This window comes from Arthrobacter sp. FW305-BF8 (assembly GCF_021789315.1).
Classification (GTDB): Bacteria; Actinomycetota; Actinomycetes; order Actinomycetales; family Micrococcaceae; genus Arthrobacter.
Map to the genome: position 1 here is coordinate 3,269,601 of NZ_CP084561.1, position 20,717 is coordinate 3,290,317.

Annotated in this window: 19 protein-coding genes; 9 read left to right on the forward strand and 10 right to left on the reverse strand. The window is 66.4% G+C overall.

Going from position 1 to position 20,717, the window contains the following annotated elements; translation table 11 throughout:
* The 3 genes from LFT45_RS14680 to mnmA all read right to left on the reverse strand — a co-directional run bounded on the left by LFT45_RS14680 (nucleotide 1) and on the right by mnmA (nucleotide 4,224).
* Nucleotides 1–1,092 carry an ABC transporter permease gene (locus LFT45_RS14680; protein WP_236804153.1) on the reverse strand — a complete coding sequence of 364 codons (1,092 nt, stop codon included), beginning with the start codon at nucleotides 1,090–1,092 and terminating at the stop codon, nucleotides 1–3.
* A 129-nt stretch (nucleotides 1,093–1,221) separates the two neighbouring features.
* Complete coding sequence (locus tag LFT45_RS14685; RefSeq protein ID WP_236804155.1) at nucleotides 1,222–2,856, reverse strand: ABC transporter substrate-binding protein; 1,635 nt, start codon at nucleotides 2,854–2,856, stop codon at nucleotides 1,222–1,224.
* Nucleotides 2,857–3,102: 246 nt separating this feature from the next.
* Nucleotides 3,103–4,224, reverse strand: a complete 1,122-nt coding sequence (mnmA, locus tag LFT45_RS14690; protein ID WP_236809364.1) for a tRNA 2-thiouridine(34) synthase MnmA — start codon at nucleotides 4,222–4,224, stop codon at nucleotides 3,103–3,105.
* Nucleotides 4,225–4,411: 187 nt separating this feature from the next.
* On the opposite strand from mnmA, the gene LFT45_RS14695 reads away from it, so the two are divergent.
* Nucleotides 4,412–5,668, forward strand: a complete 1,257-nt coding sequence (locus LFT45_RS14695) for an NAD(P)/FAD-dependent oxidoreductase (protein WP_236804157.1) — start codon at nucleotides 4,412–4,414, stop codon at nucleotides 5,666–5,668.
* A gap of 9 nt (nucleotides 5,669–5,677) precedes the next feature.
* Here the strand turns inward: LFT45_RS14695 and LFT45_RS14700 are convergent, their stop codons facing one another.
* Nucleotides 5,678–6,907, reverse strand: coding sequence for a cysteine desulfurase family protein (locus LFT45_RS14700; protein ID WP_236804159.1), 1,230 nt, complete (start codon nucleotides 6,905–6,907; stop codon nucleotides 5,678–5,680).
* Between the two features lie 49 nt (nucleotides 6,908–6,956).
* Nucleotides 6,957–7,646: a helix-turn-helix transcriptional regulator gene (locus tag LFT45_RS14705; protein WP_236804161.1), complete on the reverse strand. Its 690-nt coding sequence runs from the start codon at nucleotides 7,644–7,646 to the stop codon at nucleotides 6,957–6,959.
* A gap of 92 nt (nucleotides 7,647–7,738) precedes the next feature.
* Here LFT45_RS14705 and LFT45_RS14710 point away from each other — a divergent pair, with 92 nt between their 5' ends.
* Nucleotides 7,739–8,185 (forward strand): hypothetical protein, encoded by a 447-nt coding sequence (locus LFT45_RS14710; RefSeq protein WP_236804163.1) that lies wholly within the window; start codon nucleotides 7,739–7,741, stop codon nucleotides 8,183–8,185.
* On the opposite strand, the gene LFT45_RS14715 is transcribed toward LFT45_RS14710, so the two are convergent.
* Nucleotides 8,155–8,802, reverse strand: a complete 648-nt coding sequence (locus tag LFT45_RS14715; RefSeq protein ID WP_336885576.1) for a hypothetical protein — start codon at nucleotides 8,800–8,802, stop codon at nucleotides 8,155–8,157. The two genes, LFT45_RS14710 and LFT45_RS14715, sit on opposite strands and share 31 nt — an antisense overlap.
* Nucleotides 8,803–9,010: 208 nt before the next feature.
* On the opposite strand from LFT45_RS14715, the gene LFT45_RS14720 reads away from it, so the two are divergent.
* The 5 genes from LFT45_RS14720 to LFT45_RS14740 all read left to right on the forward strand — a co-directional run bounded on the left by LFT45_RS14720 (nucleotide 9,011) and on the right by LFT45_RS14740 (nucleotide 13,006).
* Nucleotides 9,011–9,955 carry a J domain-containing protein gene (locus LFT45_RS14720; protein ID WP_236804167.1) on the forward strand — a complete coding sequence of 315 codons (945 nt, stop codon included), beginning with the start codon at nucleotides 9,011–9,013 and terminating at the stop codon, nucleotides 9,953–9,955.
* Between the two features lie 59 nt (nucleotides 9,956–10,014).
* On the forward strand, nucleotides 10,015–10,482 hold the full coding sequence (locus LFT45_RS14725; protein ID WP_236804169.1) for a tRNA (cytidine(34)-2'-O)-methyltransferase: 468 nt from the start codon (nucleotides 10,015–10,017) through the stop codon (nucleotides 10,480–10,482).
* A gap of 215 nt (nucleotides 10,483–10,697) precedes the next feature.
* On the forward strand, nucleotides 10,698–11,303 hold the full coding sequence (locus LFT45_RS14730) for a sigma-70 family RNA polymerase sigma factor (RefSeq protein ID WP_236804171.1): 606 nt from the start codon (nucleotides 10,698–10,700) through the stop codon (nucleotides 11,301–11,303).
* Between the two features lie 2 nt (nucleotides 11,304–11,305).
* The gene (locus LFT45_RS14735; protein WP_442863560.1) at nucleotides 11,306–12,154 is read left to right on the forward strand and encodes an anti-sigma factor; all 849 of its coding nucleotides are present in this window, start codon (nucleotides 11,306–11,308) and stop codon (nucleotides 12,152–12,154) included.
* A gap of 78 nt (nucleotides 12,155–12,232) precedes the next feature.
* Nucleotides 12,233–13,006 carry a MerR family transcriptional regulator gene (locus tag LFT45_RS14740; RefSeq protein ID WP_236804176.1) on the forward strand — a complete coding sequence of 258 codons (774 nt, stop codon included), beginning with the start codon at nucleotides 12,233–12,235 and terminating at the stop codon, nucleotides 13,004–13,006.
* Between the two features lie 19 nt (nucleotides 13,007–13,025).
* Here the strand turns inward: LFT45_RS14740 and LFT45_RS14745 are convergent, their stop codons facing one another.
* The 4 genes from LFT45_RS14745 to LFT45_RS14760 form a co-directional block, all read right to left on the reverse strand.
* Nucleotides 13,026–13,805, reverse strand: a complete 780-nt coding sequence (locus tag LFT45_RS14745) for a PIG-L deacetylase family protein (RefSeq protein WP_236804178.1) — start codon at nucleotides 13,803–13,805, stop codon at nucleotides 13,026–13,028.
* A 4-nt stretch (nucleotides 13,806–13,809) separates the two neighbouring features.
* A complete protein-coding gene (locus LFT45_RS14750) occupies nucleotides 13,810–14,763 on the reverse strand; it encodes an electron transfer flavoprotein subunit alpha/FixB family protein (protein ID WP_236804182.1) in 954 nt (317 codons plus the stop codon).
* A 14-nt stretch (nucleotides 14,764–14,777) separates the two neighbouring features.
* Nucleotides 14,778–15,578 carry an electron transfer flavoprotein subunit beta/FixA family protein gene (locus LFT45_RS14755; RefSeq protein ID WP_236809365.1) on the reverse strand — a complete coding sequence of 267 codons (801 nt, stop codon included), beginning with the start codon at nucleotides 15,576–15,578 and terminating at the stop codon, nucleotides 14,778–14,780.
* 249 nt (nucleotides 15,579–15,827) lie between these two features.
* Nucleotides 15,828–17,411, reverse strand: a complete 1,584-nt coding sequence (locus LFT45_RS14760; RefSeq protein ID WP_236804185.1) for a S1C family serine protease — start codon at nucleotides 17,409–17,411, stop codon at nucleotides 15,828–15,830.
* A gap of 309 nt (nucleotides 17,412–17,720) precedes the next feature.
* Between LFT45_RS14760 and LFT45_RS14765 the strand changes: the two genes are divergently transcribed.
* Both LFT45_RS14765 and LFT45_RS14770 read left to right on the forward strand, forming a co-directional pair.
* Complete coding sequence (locus LFT45_RS14765) at nucleotides 17,721–19,772, forward strand: TPM domain-containing protein (RefSeq protein ID WP_236804187.1); 2,052 nt, start codon at nucleotides 17,721–17,723, stop codon at nucleotides 19,770–19,772.
* Between the two features lie 108 nt (nucleotides 19,773–19,880).
* The gene (locus LFT45_RS14770) at nucleotides 19,881–20,675 is read left to right on the forward strand and encodes a PspA/IM30 family protein (RefSeq protein WP_236804189.1); all 795 of its coding nucleotides are present in this window, start codon (nucleotides 19,881–19,883) and stop codon (nucleotides 20,673–20,675) included.
* Nucleotides 20,676–20,717 lie beyond the last annotated feature (42 nt).

The following is a 20,717-nucleotide window of genomic DNA, read 5'->3' on the forward strand; positions in this document are numbered from 1 at the left end:
TCAGTACCTCACACGGGGATCGATCAGCGCGGCCACAATGTCCACGATGAAGTTGGTGACGGCGACGATCACGGCCAGGAGCACCACGATGCCCTGGACCGCCACGAAGTCGCGGGCGGTCAGGTAGTTGGCCAGCTGGAAGCCCAGCCCCTTCCACTCGAAGGTGGTCTCGGTGAGGACGGCGCCGCCCAGCATCACGGCGATCTGCAGGCCCATCACGGTAATGATGGGGATCAGGGCAGGCTTGTAGGCGTGCTTGGTGACCAGGCGGAATTCGCTGACACCGCGCGAGCGTCCCGCCTCGATGTAGTCCCGGCCCAGGGTGCCGATGACGTTGGTGCGCACCAGCCGGAGGAAGATGCCGGCCGTCAGCAGGCCCAGGGCAAGGGCGGGCAGGACGGCATGCGCCATCACGTCACCCAAAGCGGCCATGTTGCCGCTTCGGAGCGCGTCGAGCCAATAGATCCCCGTCGGTGCCTGGAGTCCCGTGAGGGCTAGTTCGGTGGAGGTCTTCGCCCGGCCCGCCACGGGGAGCCAGCCAAGCCAGACGGAGAAGGTCAGCTTCAGCAGGAGCCCCGCAAAGAAGACGGGAGTGGCGTAGCAGAGGATGGCAAAGACGCGCAGCACGGCGTCGGGCAGGTGGTCACGCCGGTGCGCAGCGATCATCCCGAACGGAATGCCCACCAGCAGTGCAACGATCAGCGCATTGATGGTCAGTTCAAGGGTCGCCGAGCCGTAGGTGGTCAGCATCTCCGTGACCTGGCGGTTGTCGGACAGCGTGGTTCCGAAGTTGCCCGTGACAAGCTGCCCCAGGTATTCGAAGTACTGCACGGGAAGCGGGCGGTCATATCCGGCCGCGTGGATCCGTTCCTGCAGCTGCTCCGGGGGCAGCCGGCCGCCCAGCGCGGCCGTGATGGGATCGCCGGTGATCCTCATGAGGAAGAACACCATAGTGACCAGGATGAAGATCGTCGGAAAGATCAGGAGGAACCTGATCAGGAGGTATTGGCCCAGTCCCCCGCCGGACTTCTTTTTCTTTGTCGGCAAAAGGCCGTCGGCGTCGCTTGGCGGCGCCTCGATGAGAGTTGTCATTACTGCCTGATTCTGTGTTTCCGGATCCGTCGCCGGACCTGGAATCGGCTGTTCACTGGCCAGCAGGAAGGCGGGACGCCGGGAAGGCGTCCCGCCTCCTTGGCTGGTCAGGACCTGATGGGTGAAGCCCTACTTCGAGATCACTCCGAGGCGGGTCTTGAACGACGCGTCGAGGGTCTGGTCCACGCCCTTGACCTCGGCCCCCGCCACCATGAGCTGCGCGCCCTGCAGCAGCGGCAAGGTGGAGAGGTCCTTGGCGACGGCGGTCTGGGCATCACCCAGCACCTTCTCGCGTTCGGCCTTGTCCACCGTGGTGAGCTGCTTGGTCACCAGGTCGGTCACGGCCGAGTTCTCGTAGTGGTTCTTCAGGAAGTTGCCGGGGATGAAGAACGGCGTGAGGTAGTTGTCGGCGTCGGAGTAGTCCGGGAACCAGCCGAGCTGGTAGACCGGGTAGGCGTCGGCGGTACGGGCCTTCGAGTAGGTGACCCATTCGGTGGACTGGAGGTCCACCTTGAACAGGCCCGACTTTTCGAGCTGTTCCTTGATCATGGCGTACTCGTCGCCCGAGGACTTGCCGTAGTGGTCGGGGTTGTACTGCAGCTTGATGTTGACGGTGCCGGTGATGCCGGCGTCGGCGAAGGCCTTCTTTGCCTTGTCCAGGCTGGGCTTGCCGTTGCCGTCGCCGTACATTTCCTTGAGCGGCTGGATGGCGCCGTTGAAGCCGTCGGGAACAACGGAGTAAGCGGGCAGGTAGGTGCCCTTGTAAACCTGGGTGGCGATAGCCTCGCGGTCCACAACGTTCGCCATCGCCTGGCGCACGGCGAGCGCCTTCTTGGCATCGGCGTCGGCCGTCTTTGCACCGAACGGCATGGTGTCGAAGTTGAAGACGATGTAGCGGAGTTCGCCGCCGGGGCCCTTGTGCACCTTGACCTTCGAGTCCTTCTCAAGGTCTGCGGCGTCGGTGGCCGTCAGGCTGCGGCCGGCGACGTCGATGTTGCCCTGCTGGACGTCCAACTTCAGGTTGTTGGAATCTGCGTAGTACTTGATGTTGGCGCCGTCGTTGGCGGGCTTGCCCAGGAGCCCCTGATAGTCCGGGTTGGCCTTGAGGCTGACAAGCTCATTCTTCTTGTAGCTCTCGATGGTGTACGGCCCCGCGAACGGCTTGCCCTTGACGATCTCGTCGTCGCTCAGCACCTTGTCCGCCGGGAAGACCTCTTCGTCGACAATCGGTCCAGAGTTGGCGGCCAGAACGCCGGGGAAGACCTGGTCGTTGCCGGCCTTGAGGGTGAAGACCACGGTTGAGTCGTCCTTGGCCTGCACGGACTTCAGGTTCGACAGCAGCGCCGCCGGGCCGTTGGGGTCGGCAATCCTGACCACGCGGTCGATCGAGAACTTCACGTCGGAGGAGGTCAGGGCGTGGCCGTTGGCGAACTTGAGCCCCGGCTTAAGCTTGACCGTGTACTCGGTGGGCGTGGTGAAGGATGCCGATTCCGCGATGTCGGGGACAGAGTCAGCGCTGCCCGGCTTGGAGTTCATGAGGAACGGATAGACCTGGTTCATCACCATGAACGAGCCTGCGTCGTAGGAGCCAGCGGGGTCCAGGGTGACAACTTTGTCCGTGGTGCCGTAGGTGATGGTCCCTCCGCCGGCGTCGCCGGTGGACGTTCCCCCGCCTCCGGACGGGCCGGTGCAGGCTGTGAGTGCGAAAGCGGAAACGCCTGCCAGCGCGATAGCGCTCTTCAAGGCCCTCTGATTCATTGCCATCTGTGAACTTTCTGTTCGATGAGTACGCGCGGGGTGCCCGAACTGACTCGTGCGCGGGCAGCCCGCTGATGCCTCTGATTCAACCAGAAGGTTGCCCGGTGAAACATTGCATCGTGTGAGTTGAGACACAAAATTTACCAGAACGGCTGGCGGTCCGCTGACCGAACGGTCGGAAACCGGGAAAGGGCACAAAAAACGGCCGGCGGAAATCCGCCGGCCGCTGTCACTCCGGAGAGCGGAGCACGGTCAAAGTTGTGCCCGCTGCAGGGACCGCGCAGCGTCGATGGTCGCCTGGCCGAGGACCCTGCTGCCCTGGTAGAGCACCACGGTCTGGCCCGGCGAAACACCGCGCAGCGGATCGGTCAGGGTCACCACGAGGCTGTCCCGCGCAATCCCGGCGTCGTCGGCAACCCGCTCAATGCGCGCAACGGCAGGAACGGGGTCGCCGTGTGCACGCACCTGCGCATGGCAGTCAAAGTCGGCTCCGGAGTCAACCTCGCCGATGGGCAGGCCGGCCCAGGAGACCTTGATGCCGCGGATCTCGTCGATGGCCAGCAGGGCCTCGGGCCCCACCACCACCTTGTTTTCCTTCGGCCGGATCTCCAGCACGAACCGCGGCTTGCCGTCCGCGGCGGGCCGGCCAAGCTTCAGCCCCCGCCGCTGCCCGACGGTGAACGCGTTCGCTCCGGGGTGTTCGCCCACCTTGGCGCCGGTCTCGTCAACGATGTCGCCAGTGGTCATTTCGATCTTTTCCGCGAGCCACCCTGCGGTGTCACCGTCCGGGATGAAGCAGATGTCGTGGCTGTCCGGCTTGTTGGCCACTGACAGTCCGCGCCGCTCGGCCTCCGCGCGCACCTCAGCCTTCGACGGGGTGTCCGCGAGCGGGAACATGGAGTGCTTCAGCTGCTCATGGGTGAGCACGCCCAGCACGTAGCTCTGGTCCTTCGCCCAGTCGGCGGCACGGTGCAGCTCGCGGTTTCCGTCGGCGTCCTCGATGACCTTGGCGTAGTGGCCCGTGCACACGGCCTCGAACCCGAGAGCGATCGCCTTTTCGAGCAGGGCGGCAAACTTGATGCGCTCGTTGCAGCGCATGCAGGGGTTGGGGGTGCGGCCGGCGGCGTACTCGTCGATGAAGTCCTGGACCACATCCTCCTTGAACCGCTCCGAGAAGTCCCACACGTAGTAGGGAATCCCCAGGACGTCGCAGGCCCGCCAGGCATCGCGGGAATCCTCAATGGTGCAGCAGCCCCTGCTGCCGGTGCGCAGGGTGCCCGGCATCCTGGACAGGGCGAGGTGAACGCCAACGACGTCGTGCCCCGCCTCGACGGCGCGGGCGGCGGCAACGGCGGAGTCAACTCCGCCGCTCATGGCTGCTAGAACTCGCATTATGGCTTTCTGTTGGATTTGGACCCATGACGCACGGGTTGCCGGACTATTCTACTTGCTGCCGGAATCAGGGCCTAAATTTCCTTGACGGTTCCGGCCCGCCCTTCTAAAGTCACGAGTACCATTTTTAGAACGTGGGCCACTGGCCTGCCGGGCGAATCGAGTAGCCATGAATCCTGAAAGCATCATCATCGCCGGCGCAGGACTGGCCGGAGCGACGGCGGCCCGCACCCTGCGCGCCGAAGGGTACGCCGGGAACATCACCATCGCAGGAGCCGAGCCGCACCCGCCCTATCTCCGGCCGCCGCTGTCCAAGGAATACCTGCTCGGCAAAGCCGGGGAGGACGCCGTCGAGGTCGCGCCGAAGGGCTGGTACGCGGACAACAACGTCAGCCTCAGGCTGGGCAACCCTGTGGCATCGGTCGATCCGGCGGCCCACACCGTCCGCTTCGCCGATGGGACGGTCCAGGAGTATGGGTCACTGCTGCTGGCACCCGGAGCCACGCCCCGGACGCTGCCCCTGAACGGTGCGGAACTGGACGGCGTCACCACCTTCCGCACGCTCGATGACAGCCGCCGCCTGCGGGAACAGCTGTCGCCAGGAGGTCGGAGCATTGTGCTCATCGGTTCCGGCTGGATCGGGATGGAACTGGCCGCGGCGGCAAGCACTTCCGGCAACCAGGTCACACTACTCGGGCTTGAGGACATCCCGCTTGCAGCGGCGATCGGCCCGGAGCTGGGCAGCTTTTTCCGTACCCTGCACGAGGACAACGGAGTCCGCTTCCGGCTACCCGCCTCGGCCAGGGAAATCACCGGAAACAACGGACGGGTGACGGGCGTGCTGACCGACACCGGCGAACTCCTGCCCGCGGACATCGTGGTCATCGCCGTTGGAGTGGTTCCGGAAACGGCACTGGCCGCCGAGGCCGGGCTGGAGGTCCGCAACGGTATTCTCACGGACGCTTCGCTGCGCACCAGCGCCCCGGATATTTTTGCCGCCGGCGACGCCGCCAATGCACTGCACCCATTCACCGGCGAGCACCACCGCAGCGAACACTGGTCCAACGCGCTCAACGGCGGCAAGGTCGCGGCGAAAGGCATGCTTGGCCAGGACGTAGCGCTGGACACGGTCCCCTACTTCTATACCGACCAGTTCGACGTCAGCATGGAGTACTCGGGTTTCCCGTCGCTCGCAGCGAAGGCGGCTCCGGTCATCCGCGGCTCGCTGGACAGCAAGGAATTCGTGGCGTTCTGGCAGCAGGACGGACGGGTCGTGGCCGGCATGAGCGTTAATTGGCCGAGGTCCGTCAAGCCAACTGCCCAGAAGACCATCAAGACGCTCATCAGCGGCCGGATCGAGGTGCCTGCCGAGCGGCTGGCCGATGAGACTGTTCCGCTCGACAGACTGCCGCCGGAAGCCAGCTGACACCGGAAATCAGTTGATGCCGGAACCCTGACGGGCAACGGTGGCAGCCGTCTGAATGGAGGACTCGTGTCCGGCCATTCCGGCCTGCCGCGCCCGGGCGTAGGCACCGGGCAGGGCCGCGAGGAGTGCGTCGACGTCCGCTTCCGTCGAAGGATGCCCCAGGGTGAAGCGCTGTGCACCGCGCGCCGCCTCCTCGTCCAGGCCCATGGCAAGAAGGACATGCGAGGGACGGGGAACACCTGCCGTGCACGCGGAGCCGGTGGATGATTCGACGCCGGCGAGGTCCAGGAGGAACAGCAGGGAGTCGCCCTCGCATCCGGGAAAGGTGAAGTGGGCGTTGCCGGGCAGGCGCCCCTCCCCCTCTGGCCCGCGCAGCACGGCCGCCGGAACTGCGTCACGGACTCCCGCGATCAGACGGTCGCGCAGCCGGGAAATCCTCCCTGCCTCGGCGTCGAGGTTCCTCGCCGCGGAGTCGGCTGCGGCGGCGAAGGCCGCTATGGACGCGGTGTCCAGTGTTCCCGAGCGGACATCGCGCTCCTGGCCGCCGCCGTGCTGCACCGGTGTGAGTTTCACCGACCTCCCCAGGATGAGCGCACCGACGCCAACCGGCCCACCAATCTTGTGGCCTGAGATGGACATGGCATCCAGCCCGGAGGCCCGGTAATCCACGGGGACGGAGCCAAACGCCTGCACCGCGTCCGAATGCACCGGGACGCCGGCGGCGTGCGCAAGCTCCACCACCCGCTGGACGGGCTGGACGCTGCCCACTTCGTTGTTGGCCCACATGACCGTCACCAGGGCGATGGACGCGGGGTCACGCTCAAGTTCTGCCTGCAGCGCTTCGAGGTCCAGCACGCCGTCCTGGCTGACAGGAAGCCAGGACACTTCCGCACCTTCGTGGCGCTCCAGCCACTCGACGGTGTCCAGCACGGCGTGGTGCTCGACGGCGGAACACAGGATCCGGCGCCGGCGCGGGTCTTCCGCGAGCCGGGACCAGTACAGGCCCTTGACGGCCAGGTTGTCCGCTTCCGTGCCGCCCGAGGTGAAGATGACCTCCGAGGGATGGGCGCCTGCCGCGGCGGCAAGGGTTTCCCGTGCGTCCTCCACGGAGCGTCTCGCCCGGCGTCCGGAGCCGTGGAGGGACGAGGGGTTCCCGGTCCGGGACAGCTCACGCGTCAGTGCGGCCAGGGCTTCGGGGGCGATGGGCGTGGTGGCGGCATGGTCCAGGTAAACAGGCACGCTTAAATTCTAGACGCCGCTAAATTCCGACGCCGCGTTTCAGCCGCCCTTAGGGCCTGATCCGTGCGCAGCAGCGCCCGATCGTCCTGTCCTCCACCACTTTCTCCTCGGGCACCCCGCAGGCAGCAGCGGCACCACTCAAAAGCGCGCCGTTCATGGCACACACCACGTCAGTGTGTCCGTCAGCGAGCCGGTGGAAAGGACAGTTCATCAGGATGGTTCCGCCCTCGCTGTCCTGCTCCGGCATGTAGCCAATGCTGCCGAGCACTTCATCGAGGGATGCTCCGTTCCCACCCAGGGCGCGGCCCCGGGAATAGGAGGCGTCGGTCAATGCCTCGCGGACCCCTCCCCCGCCGGTCATGGAGGATTCAATCGCGGTGGCCATCAGCTCGCCGGCCAGGTCGTAGCTCCGGTCCGGTACCGACGCACCCACTTCTTCCAGCGCCGGACGGTACAGCTTCGCCGGACGGCCCGACCCTGGGCCCGCCTTTTCGCCGAGCTTGCGGAACTCGACGGCGAGCAACCCGTCGCGGACCAGCCTGTCCAGGTGGAAGGACGCCGTAGACCTGGGCATGCCCAGCGCAGCAGCAGCGTCGTCCCGCCCCACCGCCGAGGGCTCCCCGGCGACGTACTCAAAAAGGCGCCGCCTGCTCGTGTCACCCAGCGAGGCCAGGGCTGCCAGGCGGCCGGTCCACGAAAGAGCGGTCCTGGATTCGCGGTTCTCGGCTGTACTGCTCATAGGTCCAGCGTAACTCTAAAATCAAGATTTGTTGCTAAACAAGGGATGAGGGTTCTAAAATCAAGTTATCAACTTTTAGAAAGGAGCTCGCCATGAAAACCACAGCCCTCAGGGAGTCCGCAGGCCAGCACACGCTTGCGGCGGATCCGGCCCGCCAGGCGTTCCTGCTACTGCGCACGGTGTTTACCGTCGCGCCCATCCTGTTCGGCCTGGACAAGTTCACCAACCTCCTGACCGGCTGGACCGGCTACCTGGCACCGATGGTTCCGGATACCTTGCACCTGCCGGCGCAGACGGTGATGTACGCCGTCGGCGTCGTGGAGATCATCGCCGGAATCCTGGTAGCCGTGCGGCCGCGCATCGGCTCGCTCGTGGTGGCTGCCTGGCTCCTGGGGATCATCGTGAACCTGCTCGTCCTCGGGGCCTACTACGACGTCGCCCTGCGCGACTTCGGCCTGTTCGTGGGTGCGCTGGCCCTCAACCGGCTGGCCACCGCCGCAACGGCTCATCAGGCCGGCGGAACCACAGTCAGCCACTGAGCAATGTCTGCCCGGGCGGCGGCGAGCGACGCCGCCGTCGGGCACGCCGCCGACACATACACGGACGAGCCGGCCGTACCGAAAACCCGGGCCAGCACCGCGGTGGCCCGGCCGGCTTTCTGACCTGCCGGCTTGGCAACACGTTCCAGAACCAGTACATCAACGGCCGGCCCCGGTTTGCCCCGCTCACCGCCCCACCGCAGCGATGCCGACGTCAAATAGGCGGGCAGGACAGTGGGGTCCAGATAGGCAAACAGCGCCGCCGTCGATGCCCTGTCATCAGCCGCCACCAGGGGCCACTGGTTCTGCCGCACCTCGGCCGCCACCTGGCAGCCGTCGGATTTTTGATAGCTGCTGGCACCACCCGCGTTACTGACCACCTGTTTCCATTGCGGCGCTTTGGCCAGGTCCTCCGACAGCCCGACGGGAACCCCATGGGCCAGCGTGGCCCCTGCCGCGAACGGCATGTCGCGGGCGGCCACGGCACCGGCGTCGTGTCCGGGGGTAATGGTCGGCGTGCCCGGTCCGCTGCTGACAGGCCGGTTACTCGTGGCAGCCGGATCCGGTACGCCAACGCTGCAACCGCCGAGAAGGGCAGCGGCCGCGACGGCTGCCATCACCACGTGTATACGGCGGGCATCACCGCGACCTGTCCGAACTCCCATTCCGAAAAGTCTAGACGCCCCGGGTTCCTCCAGCGTTTCCACCGGCGGGAACCCGCAACCCTGCTGTGGCCGTTGTTCCAGAAGACCGCCAAGACCGGCTTATATGCTTGGCACACCGGACAGCGCATGCACGCCGGCAACAACGACTTAAGGACCATGCTTGACCAAGGGCAGCAGTTCCCACTACGAAGTGCTCCGCGTGGCGGTGACCGCGACGGAGAGGGAGATCAAGGTGGCCTACCGCAAGGCTGCCCGCGCTTCGCATCCCGATCACGGAGGTGACGCCGCGACGTTCCGCCAGGTCACTCTTGCGTATGAAACGCTCATCGATCCCCAGCGGCGGGCCGCCTATGACCGCTCCTACGCGACCGGCCCGCGCAGGAGCCGCGCAGACGGCGACGAAGCGCACTTCGACGCCCCGGCCGCCGGCAGCCACGCCTCGGCGACCATCCACAAGCCGGGAACGCCCCGGAACACCTCCGGCGATGCCCCTGTCTACGTCCCGCCCTTCGACACGCCGGGCACTGTTCCGCTCCTCCCGCCGGAGCTGGCCAGCCAGCAGGTTCACGGCATGCCCAGGAAGCGCGGCATCTTCGGCGCGGAAGCCCGGATCCAGCGCGAGCTGCGCACGGTACAGCTAATCAGCCGGCAGGTCCTGCCGGCGATCCCGGCGGCGCGCCTGATCAACGGCCTGCAGTCGCCGGCGGACAACAGCCACATTGACCACGCGCTGCTCTCGGGCTACCGGCTTGCGCTGATCGGCTCCATGCTGCTGCCCAAGGGGGCTTACGCCTGGGACGGAAACACGCTCAATCACGGCGGCAGGTCGGTCGCCCCGCCACAGCTGGCCCACGTGGTCTGGCAGATGCAGGACATTTTTCCCGAGCTGAACGTGACCGGGTGGACCGTGGTCCACAGCCCGGACGGCAACCTCCACGAACCCGTCATCGACCGCCACCGCCGTTCCCGCGGCGGCTCCGACGTCGTCCAGGTGGTCAACGCTGCCGGCCTGTCCCGCGGGCTCAAGGATTTCCTGGCCTCCGGCCCGGCGCCGAACACCGTCAATGTCCAGGTGCTCGCCCGGCTGCTCAGGGGCATGCACTAAAACCATGCACTCAGGTCCTGGCCGAGGAGTGCCGGATTTTCCGACGCTAGGATTGAACCGTGTTCCGCATCCTCTTCCACATGCCCGAAATTCCCGGCAATACGGGCAACGCCATCCGCCTCGCCGCCATCACCGGCGCCGAACTCCACCTCGTGGAGCCTTTGGGCTTCGACTTCTCCGATGCCAAGCTCCGCCGCGCCGGCCTGGACTACCACGACCTTGCCGTGGTTACCGTCCATCCCAGCATCGAGGCAGCCTGGGAGGCGCTGCGGCCGGAGCGCGTCTTTGCCTTCACCTCTGACGGCGAGGTGTCCTACACGGACATCGCCTACAGACCGGGCGATGTCCTGCTGTTCGGCCCGGAGTCGGTGGGCCTGCCGGATGCCGTGAAGCGCGATCCCCACGTCACGTCCCGGGTCCGACTGCCCATGCTGCCGTCGCTGCGGTCGCTGAACCTGGCAAACGCGGCATCCATCGCCGTCTACGAGGCCTGGCGCCAGCAGGGTTTCACCGGCGCACAGCTCTGAGCGCAGCCCGCGGGCACGGGCACCCATCCAAAGCCGGTGCTGCCCCGAATCCCTCCTGAGCACGTCCCAGGGCGCGCACATCCACAGGGCGTAAGGAGCGGCAGGTGAAAACACTCCAACCGGGCAACGCGGCGTTCCGTTTTGCCCGGCACGATGCTGCCATAGCCCCAACTCCTGTGCAGCCCCCACCGGCAGGCAACCTATGCTTGAGAGTGATGGAAACTCCCAACGCGCCGAACTTCGACGCCCCCGCGCCGCCCGGCACCGCCGTCGACCTTAACCAGCAGCTGGCACAGCTGCTGGAGCGGATTGCGGACGGCGACCAGGCGTCCTTCGCCGAGTTCTACCGGCTGACGTCGCGGCGGGTGTTCGGCATGGCGCGCCGGGTGCTGATCGACCCGGAGCTCAGCGAGGACACCACGCAGGAGGTCTTCCTGCAGGTCTGGCAGAACGCCGGCAAGTTCGATCCGGCGAACGGAAGTGCCCTGGCCTGGCTCATGACCATCTCGCACCGCAGGGCCGTGGACAGGGTCCGGTCCTCGCAGTCCGCGAGCGACCGTGAGGCCAGGTACGGCGCCAACAGCCAGGACATCGACCACGACTCGGTGTCGGACGAGGTGGACAGCCGGCTGGAAGCCGAAGCCGTGGTGCGCTGCCTGGAGACCCTGACCGAGACGCAGCAGGAATCCGTTCGGCTCGCCTATTACGGCGGCCTCACCTACCGCGAAGTGGCTGAAAGGCTGAACGCGGCCATTCCGACCATAAAGTCCCGCATCCGCGACGGACTGATCCGACTCAAGACCTGCCTGGGGGTGAGCTGACAATGACCGATATGAATGATTCCCGCGGGCGCCAGCTGCCCAGGGCCTTTGCTGCCGATATTTCCACCGACCTTGCGGCCGGGCGGGCAGTGGAACTCGCCGAAATATACGCTCTGGACGCCGTCAGCGACGCTGAGCGGGAGGCCATCGACGCCTACATCAGCGGCGCTCCCGAGGCCGAACGCGAGTCCTTCAACGACCGTGTCCGCCAGGCCAGGGAGACACTGGCATTGTCCTTTGCGGCCGAGGAGGAGCCTCCTGCGGACCTGTTCGCCCGGATTGTCGCGCAGCTTCCCGCTGCTGCACCGGCGGCGGAGCCGGCCGCGGCACACGCCGCTGCGGCCGAGCCGGCCCCCGCTGCCGACGAACTTTCCGCTGCTCGCCAGCGCCGTGAAGTACGACGCCGGACGTCCGGGCTCCGTAACTGGCTGATCGGTGTTGCGGCTGCTGCCGTGATCGCGCTCGGCGGTGTTGGGGTGGGGGCCTACCTGGCAAACCAGAACGATCCCTTCAACCAGGTCATCGAGGCACAGGACGCGCGGCAGGCGACTGTCGATGTCAACGGCGGAGGCACGGCGACTGTTTCGATCTCGCAGTCGCATGATGCGCTGGTGGTGCGGATGAAGGATGTGCCGCCGCCGCCCGCGGGCAAGGTCTACCAGATGTGGCTGATTCCCAAGGACGGCTCCACCCCTGTCTCGCAGGGCCTGATGGACGCGGAGGCACTGTCGAAGCCGGCCCTGGTCAAGGGCATCGGCTCCGCGGCCTCGCTCGGCATCACGGTCGAACCCGTCGGCGGATCCGCTACGCCGACGCTCCCCACTGTGGCCGCCGCCCCGCTGAACACCTGAGCCTGGCTGACCCACCTGGACCAGAGCCACTTCATGCAGGCTTGACGTTGACGCTGCGTCAACTTCTACGCTCGAGGCATGAAGCAGGAAGAACTCAGGAGCTGGTCGATCGCCGAACTGGCGAAGCTGGGCAGGGTCTCGTCCAGGACCCTCCGGCATTACGACCGGGTGGGGTTGCTGCCGCCTGCCTACACCGGGCACAACGGCTACCGCTACTACACGCAGCCTGAATTGCTGCGTCTTCAGCGGATACTGCTTCTCCGCGAACTTGGCCTTGGCCTGGAAACCATCAGCCAGGTTCTGGACGGCCAGGCAGACCAGCTGGATGCGCTGAACGTGCACCGGAAGTGGCTGCTGGCCGAGCGCGACCGCCTGGACCGCATGGCCAGGACCGTCGGCGCCACCATATCGGCACTGCAGCGAGGAGACGCCATGTCAGGCGAAGAAATTTTCAAGGACTTTGACACCAACCCGTACGAGGAGGAGGCCCGAGAGCGCTGGGGCGATAAGGCAGTCGAGGACAGCAAGGCGCGGAACGCCGCGCTGAGCGCTGCCGACAAGGAGGCCTTTCTGGCTGAGGCCGGTGCAATCAACGAGGAGCTGGCCCGGTGCCTGGACGCCGGCCTGCCGGCGGACGACGCCCGGGTGCAGGCCGCCGTCGAACGCCACTACCGCTGGGTCTGCGTCAGCTGGACCCCGGATGCGGACAGCTACGTTGGCCTGGGCCGGATGTACGTCGAAGATCCCCGGTTCAGCGCCTTCTACGACAAGAGCCGCGCAGGCCTCGCCCCGTACCTGCTGGAGGGGATCAAGGTCTACGCGGCGTCGCAGCTCAGTTCAGCCGGAGGCTGACAGCACGCCGGAAGTCAGCTTAGAAGCCTGCGATAGTCCCCGGCCCGTTGACCATGACCACGTGGAACGCCTCGGCGCTCCGGCCAGTGGGGAGCCCGGAGCGTTCGGCGTTCACTTGCATGCCGCGCCTGACAGTGGCCTCCATGGCCTCGGCGTCAGGATGCTGGCTGACGTGCACGTGGATCGCCTCGAGCTTGCTCTCCACATGGTCTGTGACGTCCACAAAGTGGTTCTCCCGCTCCTCCGGACCGGCGTAGAGCCACAGCCACGGAAGCTTGAAGGCCTCGAGGCCGGCCTCTGCGAGGTCCGCGTAAGCGAAGGGGTTTTCCACTGCCGGGTAGACGGCACGGGTCACCGCCTCCCCCACCGCCAGATGGTCCGGATGGCTCTTCTGGATGCGCTTCCAGTTGCGCTCCGGATGCATGGAAAGCACGACGTCGGGCCGGATTTCGCGGATCAGCTTCACGACTCCGCGCATCACCTCGTGGTTCGGTTCAAGGTACCCGTCCCGCTGGTGCAGGTAGTGGATGTCCGTGACGCCGACCAGGGCGGCGGCACGCTCCTGCTCGGCCGCCCTGAGGGCGATGATTTCGGCGCGCTGCGCAGGGTCGAAGCCGCCGGCGTCGCCGTCGGTCATGATGCAGTAACTGACCTCGACGCCGGCCGCCGTCCACGCGGCGATGGTGCCGGCGGCGCCGAAATCGATGTCATCGGGATGGGCTGAGAAACAGAGCACCCGCTCAACCCGGTGCTGTTCCGGATTGAACGGGCTCTGCGCTGGTGCAGCGTTTGGGGTCAAGGATTCACGCCTTGCGCTTCTTGATTTCTTCAGTTGCCTGCGGCAGCACCTGGAAGAGATCGCCCACGATGCCGAAGTCCGCGATTTCGAATACCGGAGACTCGGCGTCCTTGTTAACGGCGACGATGACCTTGGCGGTCTGCATGCCGGCCTTCTGCTGGATGGCGCCGGAGATGCCGGCGGAGATGTACAGCTGCGGCGAAACGGTCTTGCCGGTCTGTCCGACCTGCGCGTCGTGGCTGATCCAGCCGGCGTCAGTTGCCGCGCGCGAGGCGCCCACGGCCGCACCCAGTGCATCCGCCAGTTCCTCCACGGGGCCGAAGTCGCCGTCGAGGCCGCGTCCGCCGGCCACCACGATGCGCGCATCGGTAAGATCCGGGCGGCCGCTGGCGACCTTCTGTTCCCGGGAGGTGATGCGGGCTGCCGCGGCAGTTGCCTCGGCGGGGACATCAACAGTGAGCGTCTCCGGTGCGCCCGGAGCCGTCGCGGGTTGTGGCTCGACGGTGTTGGCCTTCACGGACAGCACGGTGACCGGGGTGGTGGCCTTCGCCGTCGTGGTGTAGGAACCGGCCAGCACCGACTTGTGGGCGGTGCCGTCGGCGTCCACCGCGACGACGTCGGTGATGACGCCGGCGCTCAGCCGGATGCCAAGCCGGGCCGCTATTTCCTTGCCCTCAGGCGAGTTCTCGAGCAGCACGGTGGTGGCACCGGCCTTATCCGCTACGGCAGCGAGGAAGGCGGCCTTCGGCGCGACCAGGTAGTCGTCGAGGTCCGCTGCGGACGGCCGGAAGACGGCGGCCGCACCGTAGGCGCCCAGGGTGCCGGCGACGTCGTCGGACAGTTCACCGTTGACTGCCACGGCAGTTTCCCCAAGGGAGCGGGCGATGGTGAGGAGTTCCAGGCTGCTCTTCTTGAGAGCCTGCCCGGGGTTGTCAATGAATACCAGTACGTTTGCCATGTTGTGGGGTCCCCTTAGAGCAGCTTCTGGGCGGCCAAAAAGTCAACCAGCTGGATGCCGGCGTCGCCTTCGTCCGTGATGATGGTGCCGGCAGTGCGCGGCGGACGTTCCTCGGCCGCCGTCACGCGCGTCCAGGATCCGGTGTGGCCCACCTGGGAGGAAGCCACGCCGATGTCGGCTAGGGACAGGGTGGTGATGCTCTTGCGCTTGGCCGCGATGATGCCCTTGAAGTTCGGGTAGCGCGGCTCGTTGATCTGGTCGGTCACGGAAACCACTGCGGGCAGCGACGCCTCAACCGTTTCCGAGTGGGTATCCGCATCGCGGCGTGCCGTGACCCGTCCGCCGTCGACCTCCAGGGAGGAGGCGAACGTAACCTGCGGAAGCCCCAGACGCTCGGCGAGCTGTGCCGGCACCAGGGAGGTCTCGCCGTCGGTGGAGGCCATGCCGGTCAGTACGAGGTCCACGGGGGTATCCGCGCCGAGATGGCGGACGGCGGCCGCGAGCGCCAGGGACGTGGCGGCCGCATCAGAGCCGGCGAGGGCCCCGTCGGTGAGGTGCACGCCTTCGGTGGCACCGATCTGCAGGGATTTCTTGATGGCGTTCACGGCGCCGGCCGGTCCCATGCTCAAAGCGATCACCTTGTTGCCGGCCTTGGCACCGCCGCGGGCTTCGGCCAACTGCAGCGCGGCCTCCAGGGCGTACTCATCCAGTTCAGACAGGATGCTTTCGTCGCGGTCCGTGGTGTGGCCCTCGCCGCTGAGGTGCCGGTCGAACTGGGCGTCCGGCACATGCTTGACCAGGACGACGATCTTCAATGTCTCTTCCACTGTGTTTACAGCAGCCTTCCGTGCTTGTGGATAGCCAGCCGGGTGAGGTCGTGGCCGTGGAACGCCCGGGATACGGGTAGCTCCTAGCTAACCATATTGGGCCCGTCATATGACGTCCCGTTAACGCCTGTGTCAAAGGCCTCGGCAAAGGCAAGGACGACGACGGCGGGCCGCACCTCAGGTGCGGCCCGCCGTCGTGCTGGGCGCAGTTACTGCTCTATGCCTACTGCTCTGCGGCTACTGCTCGGCGGCTGCGCCGAGCGTGACGTCCAGTTGCTGCTCACGGTTGTTGCGCAGGACCGTAATCTTCACTGACGAGCCGGCTGGCTGCTCGCGGACGGCTGCCGTCAGCTGGTTCGGGTCACTGATGGCCAGATCGTTGAAGCGCGTCACCACGTCGCCCACCTTGATCCCTGCCTTGGCCGCCGCCGAGCCCTGCTCCACCGAAGCAACATCGGCACCTGTCGAGAACCCGGCGTCCGATGCCGACTTCGGCTGGACGCTCACGCCCAGCTGGCCGTGCGTGGCCTTGCCGTTGTCGATGATTTCCTGCGCCACGCGCCTTGCATTGTTGATCGGGATGCTGAAGCCCACGCCGATGTTGCCTGTTCCTCCCGCGGCGGAGCTGCCGCCGGCGGAGGCGATGGCGACGTTGACGCCAATCACTTCACCCTTGCTGTTCACCAATGCACCACCGGAGTTGCCCGGGTTGATGGCCGCATCCGTCTGAATGACGTTGATGGAGATCGAGCCCTTGCTGGCCGAACTCTGGCCCTGCCCCTGGCCCGGAGGAGCGAACTCGAAGCCCTGGTCGCCGCCCTGCGAGTTGTCCGTCCCCTCTTTCGGAGCTGCCGAGGACGCAACGCTGATGGTTCTGTTCAGCGTGGAAACGATGCCGTCCGTCACCGTGCCGGTGAGGCCCAGCGGCGAACCGATGGCAACAGCCGTGTCCCCGACGTTCAGCTTGCTGGAATCACCCAGCGCCGCCGGCGTGAGCCCTGAAGGGTTGTCCACCTTGATGACCGCCAGGTCGGAGAGCGGGTCGGTTCCAACCACCTTGGCACTAAGGACGCGGCCGTCGTTCGTGCGGACCTGAATTTCCGCGTTGGCGGTGGCGCCGTCCAGCGTCACCACGTGGGTGTTGGTGAGGATGTGGCCCTGGTCGTCGAGGATGATCCCTGAGCCCGTGCCGCCGTCGCTGCCGCTGGTGGCTTTGATGGTCACAACGCTCGGTGACGCCTTGACGGCCGCGGCCGTGATCTCGTTGACCGAGTCCTGGTTGTTCACGATCACGGTGCCGGGCTGGCTGCCGGAGCTGACGGCCGGCGCGGTGCCGCCGGCGTCGAACAGGTTGCCGGAGCCAACGGTGGCAACACCGCCGCCCACGAGGCCTGCGGCGAGGATACTGGCCACGAGGGTCCCCACACCGAACGTCGCCTTGCGCTTTGGCTGGCTGCCACGGGTGCCCTGGAACGCGGAATGCGCGTTGTGCTGGGAGTACTGGGTACCGATCGGCTGGGTAGCCGGTGCCGACTGCTGCCCGTAGAAGGGCGCGTGCTGCGGGTAGACGGGGTGCGGGCCGCCGGGACGCTGCTGCTGGTTCGGCTCGGGCGCGGGCCGGTACAGCGGCATGGTGGGGTTTCTATCGGAGTCCAGGCGCACCGTCGGGTTCTCGGAGGCGTTAGCGGTGCGATGCTCGCCGTCCTGCTGCGCAGGAGGCTGGAGACCCTCGGCGGACTCAGGCCGAGGGCTCGGATCAACAGGCCGCCCTGCAGGATCTCGGTTCTCAGGTGCTGCGCCCGGTACTGGGTGCTCAGTCATTGGACTTCCTTTCATCCTCGTCTCTATTAACTATGGACGATCCGACTGAAACTAAAGCGGACGTTTGCTGGGAGGTTCCTGAATGGCTTCCGGGATGGTGTTCCTGACCAGCTTTCTGGACGGCCACCAAGGTCTCCAGCGCTTTTCGCTGGTGGCATATTCCCCGCCGTGGACGCTCCCGCTGGTGCACCATAGAATCAAGAAGAATTGCCACAGCGACCTGCGGCTTTACACCCGGCGTGGGGGCGCTGCTGCATTCTATGACGGCTGTTTCGTCCCGAACCAGCCGCGGCGTGCTGAAGGGTTGCCATGCGGTCAATGTTGAAACGTGTTCTCGCCGTGATCGGCCTCACGGCAATGCTGGCGGCTCCGGCCGCGGCGGCCTGGGCCGAAGATCCGGTAACGCTCGATCCGGTAACAAAAATTGTTGACAAGGCCGGCGTCCTGGGCAACCGGGAGGCCGACGTTGAAGAGGCAATCAAGAAGCTCGGAACCGACCACGCGATGACTTTGCACGTCGTCTACGTGAAAAAGTTCGAGAATCCCACTGACGGAACTGCATGGGCTGCCGACGTCGCCAAAAAAGCCAATCTCGGCTCCAATGCCATGGTGCTCGCCGTTGCTACCGAGACTCGCAAGTACCAGCTGAGCAAGCCCTCCAGCAGCAAGATCACCAACGCCCAACGCGACACGATCGTGAAGAGCGCCGTGGACCCGCAGCTTCGCAACGGTGACTACGCGCAGGCTGCCATTGACGCAGCGGCCGCCGTCGGCGACGCCGCAGGTGGCGGCAGTGGCAACGTCCCCTCAGGCGCCGGAGCCGGAACGGCGGTCCTCGTGGGCGCCGGCGTCGTCGCCGCCGGTGGCGCGGGCACGTACCTTTACCTGCGCAACAGGCGTAAGAAGGCAGGACAGGCGTCCAGCGCAAGCTACGGCCCGCAGGGCGCGGAACTCGATCCCCTGGCCGGCATGAGCATCGAAGACCTGCGCAGGAAGAGCGGCTCGCTCCTGATTGAAGCCGACGACGCGATCAAATCGAGCGAGCAGGAACTGGGCTTCGCCGAGGCGCAATACGGGGAAGCGGCCGTGGGCAACTTCACCAAGGCACTTCAGGAGGCCAAGGCGCACATGTCCGAGTCGTTCAAGCTGCAGCAGCAGCTGGACGACCACATCCCCGACACCGAAGAACAGCAGCGCAGCTGGCTCGGCGAAATCATCAGGAGGTCGGAAGCGGCTCTGGCGTCGCTGCAGGAGCAGAAGGCCGACTTCGACTCGCTGCGCGAACTCGAGAAGAACGCGCCGCAGGCCCTCGCGGCAGTGGACGCCGGCGCCGCAGACGCTGACGCCAAGATCGCCCGGGCTGACCAGACCCTGGCCGAACTGCGCGGCAAGTACGCGGACAGCGCGCTGGCCCAGGTGTCGGACAACATCAGCCAGGCCAAGGAACGGCTGGCCTTCGTGCAGAATGCCAGCAAAGCGGCGCGTGAAAAGCTCGCTGGCGGAGAGGGAAGCCTCGCGGCCGTGGCTGTCCGGGCATCGGAGGAGAGCCTGCACCAGACGCACGTGCTGCTCGACGCAATCTCCAAGGTGGCCGGCAACCTGGACTCGGCCCGTCAGGGACTGGAATCCGCTGTGGTGGACACCTCCCAGGACCTTGCCCAGGCGAAGGCCATGATCCAGTCCGGCGCCCATCCGGAGCTCGAGGGGCCCGTGGCCGGCGTCGAAGCGGCCCTCGCGCGCGTGAAGAGTGAAATCCAAAGCGGCAAGATTGACCCCATTGCCACTCTGGAGCGGGTCGAGTCGGCACATCAGGCCCTCGACCATGCCTTGGGCGGCATTCGGGACCAGCAGGAACAGGCCCGCAGGGCTCAGGCGTCGCTGCAGCAGACCATCATGTCGGCCCAGGCGCAGATCAGCGCGACATCGGATTACATCACCGCCCGCCGCGGCGGGGTCGGCACAGAGGCCCGGACCCGTCTGGCGGAGGCCCAGCGCAACCTCGATTACGCGCTGTCCATTTCGCGCAACGACCCCGTCACCGCGCTGACCTACGCCCAGCAGGCACACGCACTGGCGGCCCAGGCGGCTCAGCTGGCACAGTCTGACGTCGACCAGTTCGGTGGCTACGCCAACCAGGGCTACGGCCGGGGCGGCATGTTCGGCGGCGGCGGAGGCGGCGGCCTGGGCGGCGCCATCCTTGGGGGCATACTCATCAACTCCATCCTCAACGGCGGCAGCGGCGGCGGCTGGGGCGGCGGCCACAGCGACGGCGGCGGCTGGGGCGGCGACTCCGGCGGCTTCGGCGGTGACTCCGGCGGCGGCGATTGGGGCGGCGACTTCGGCGGCGGAGGCGACTTCTAGCCGGCAAAACTAAGCGCCGGCCCGGCCACCGGGCCGGCGGATAGAAGCGGTATAACAACAGTTCACTGTATTCAGTGGCACACACGGAGCAGGACGAAAGGTAACACCATGGTTAAGCAGTCCATTTTCGGCCGCATGGCGCAGCTGGCGAAGGCAAACATCAACGCCTTGCTGGACCAGGCCGAGGACCCGCAGAAGATGCTGGACCAGATGGTCCGGGACTACTCCAACAACATTGCCGAAGCCGAGTCCGCGGTGGCCCAGACCATCGGAAACCTGCGCATGCTCCAGGACGACTACAACGAGGACATCAAGAACGCGCAGGACTGGGGCAACAAGGCCCTGGCGGCTTCCCGCAAGGCTGATGAGTTCCGCAGTGCCGGCAACGCAGCCGATGCACAGAAGTTCGACAACCTGGCCAAGGTGGCACTGCAGCGCCAGATGTCATCGGAAAATGAGGCCCGCGCCGCGGAGCCCAACATCGCCTCCCAGTCCGACGTGGTGGACCGCCTCAAGACCGGCCTGGACCAGATGAAGGGCAAGCTGAACCAGCTCACCAGCAAGCGCAACGAACTGGTGGCCCGCTCCAAGACCGCGGCCGCGCAGTCCCAGGTCCACGACGCGCTGCGCAGCATCGACATTCTGGACCCCACCAGCGAGGTGGGCCGCTTCGAGGAAAAGATCCGGCGCGAAGAGGCCAAGGTCCGTGGCCAGCAGGAGCTTGCCGCCTCGAGCCTCGATGCCCAGTTCAACCAGCTCGAGGATCTCGGCGAACAGACCGAGATCGAGGCCCGGCTGGCGGCTCTGAAGTCAGGCACCGCCAAGCCGGCCATCGGGGCCGGTGGCAATGCGACGTCCTCTTCGTCGTCCACCGTTGACGAGGCGGACTTCGACAAGCTGTAACGGGCGCTCAAACCGGGCACACCGCTGCGGGGCCGGGATCCA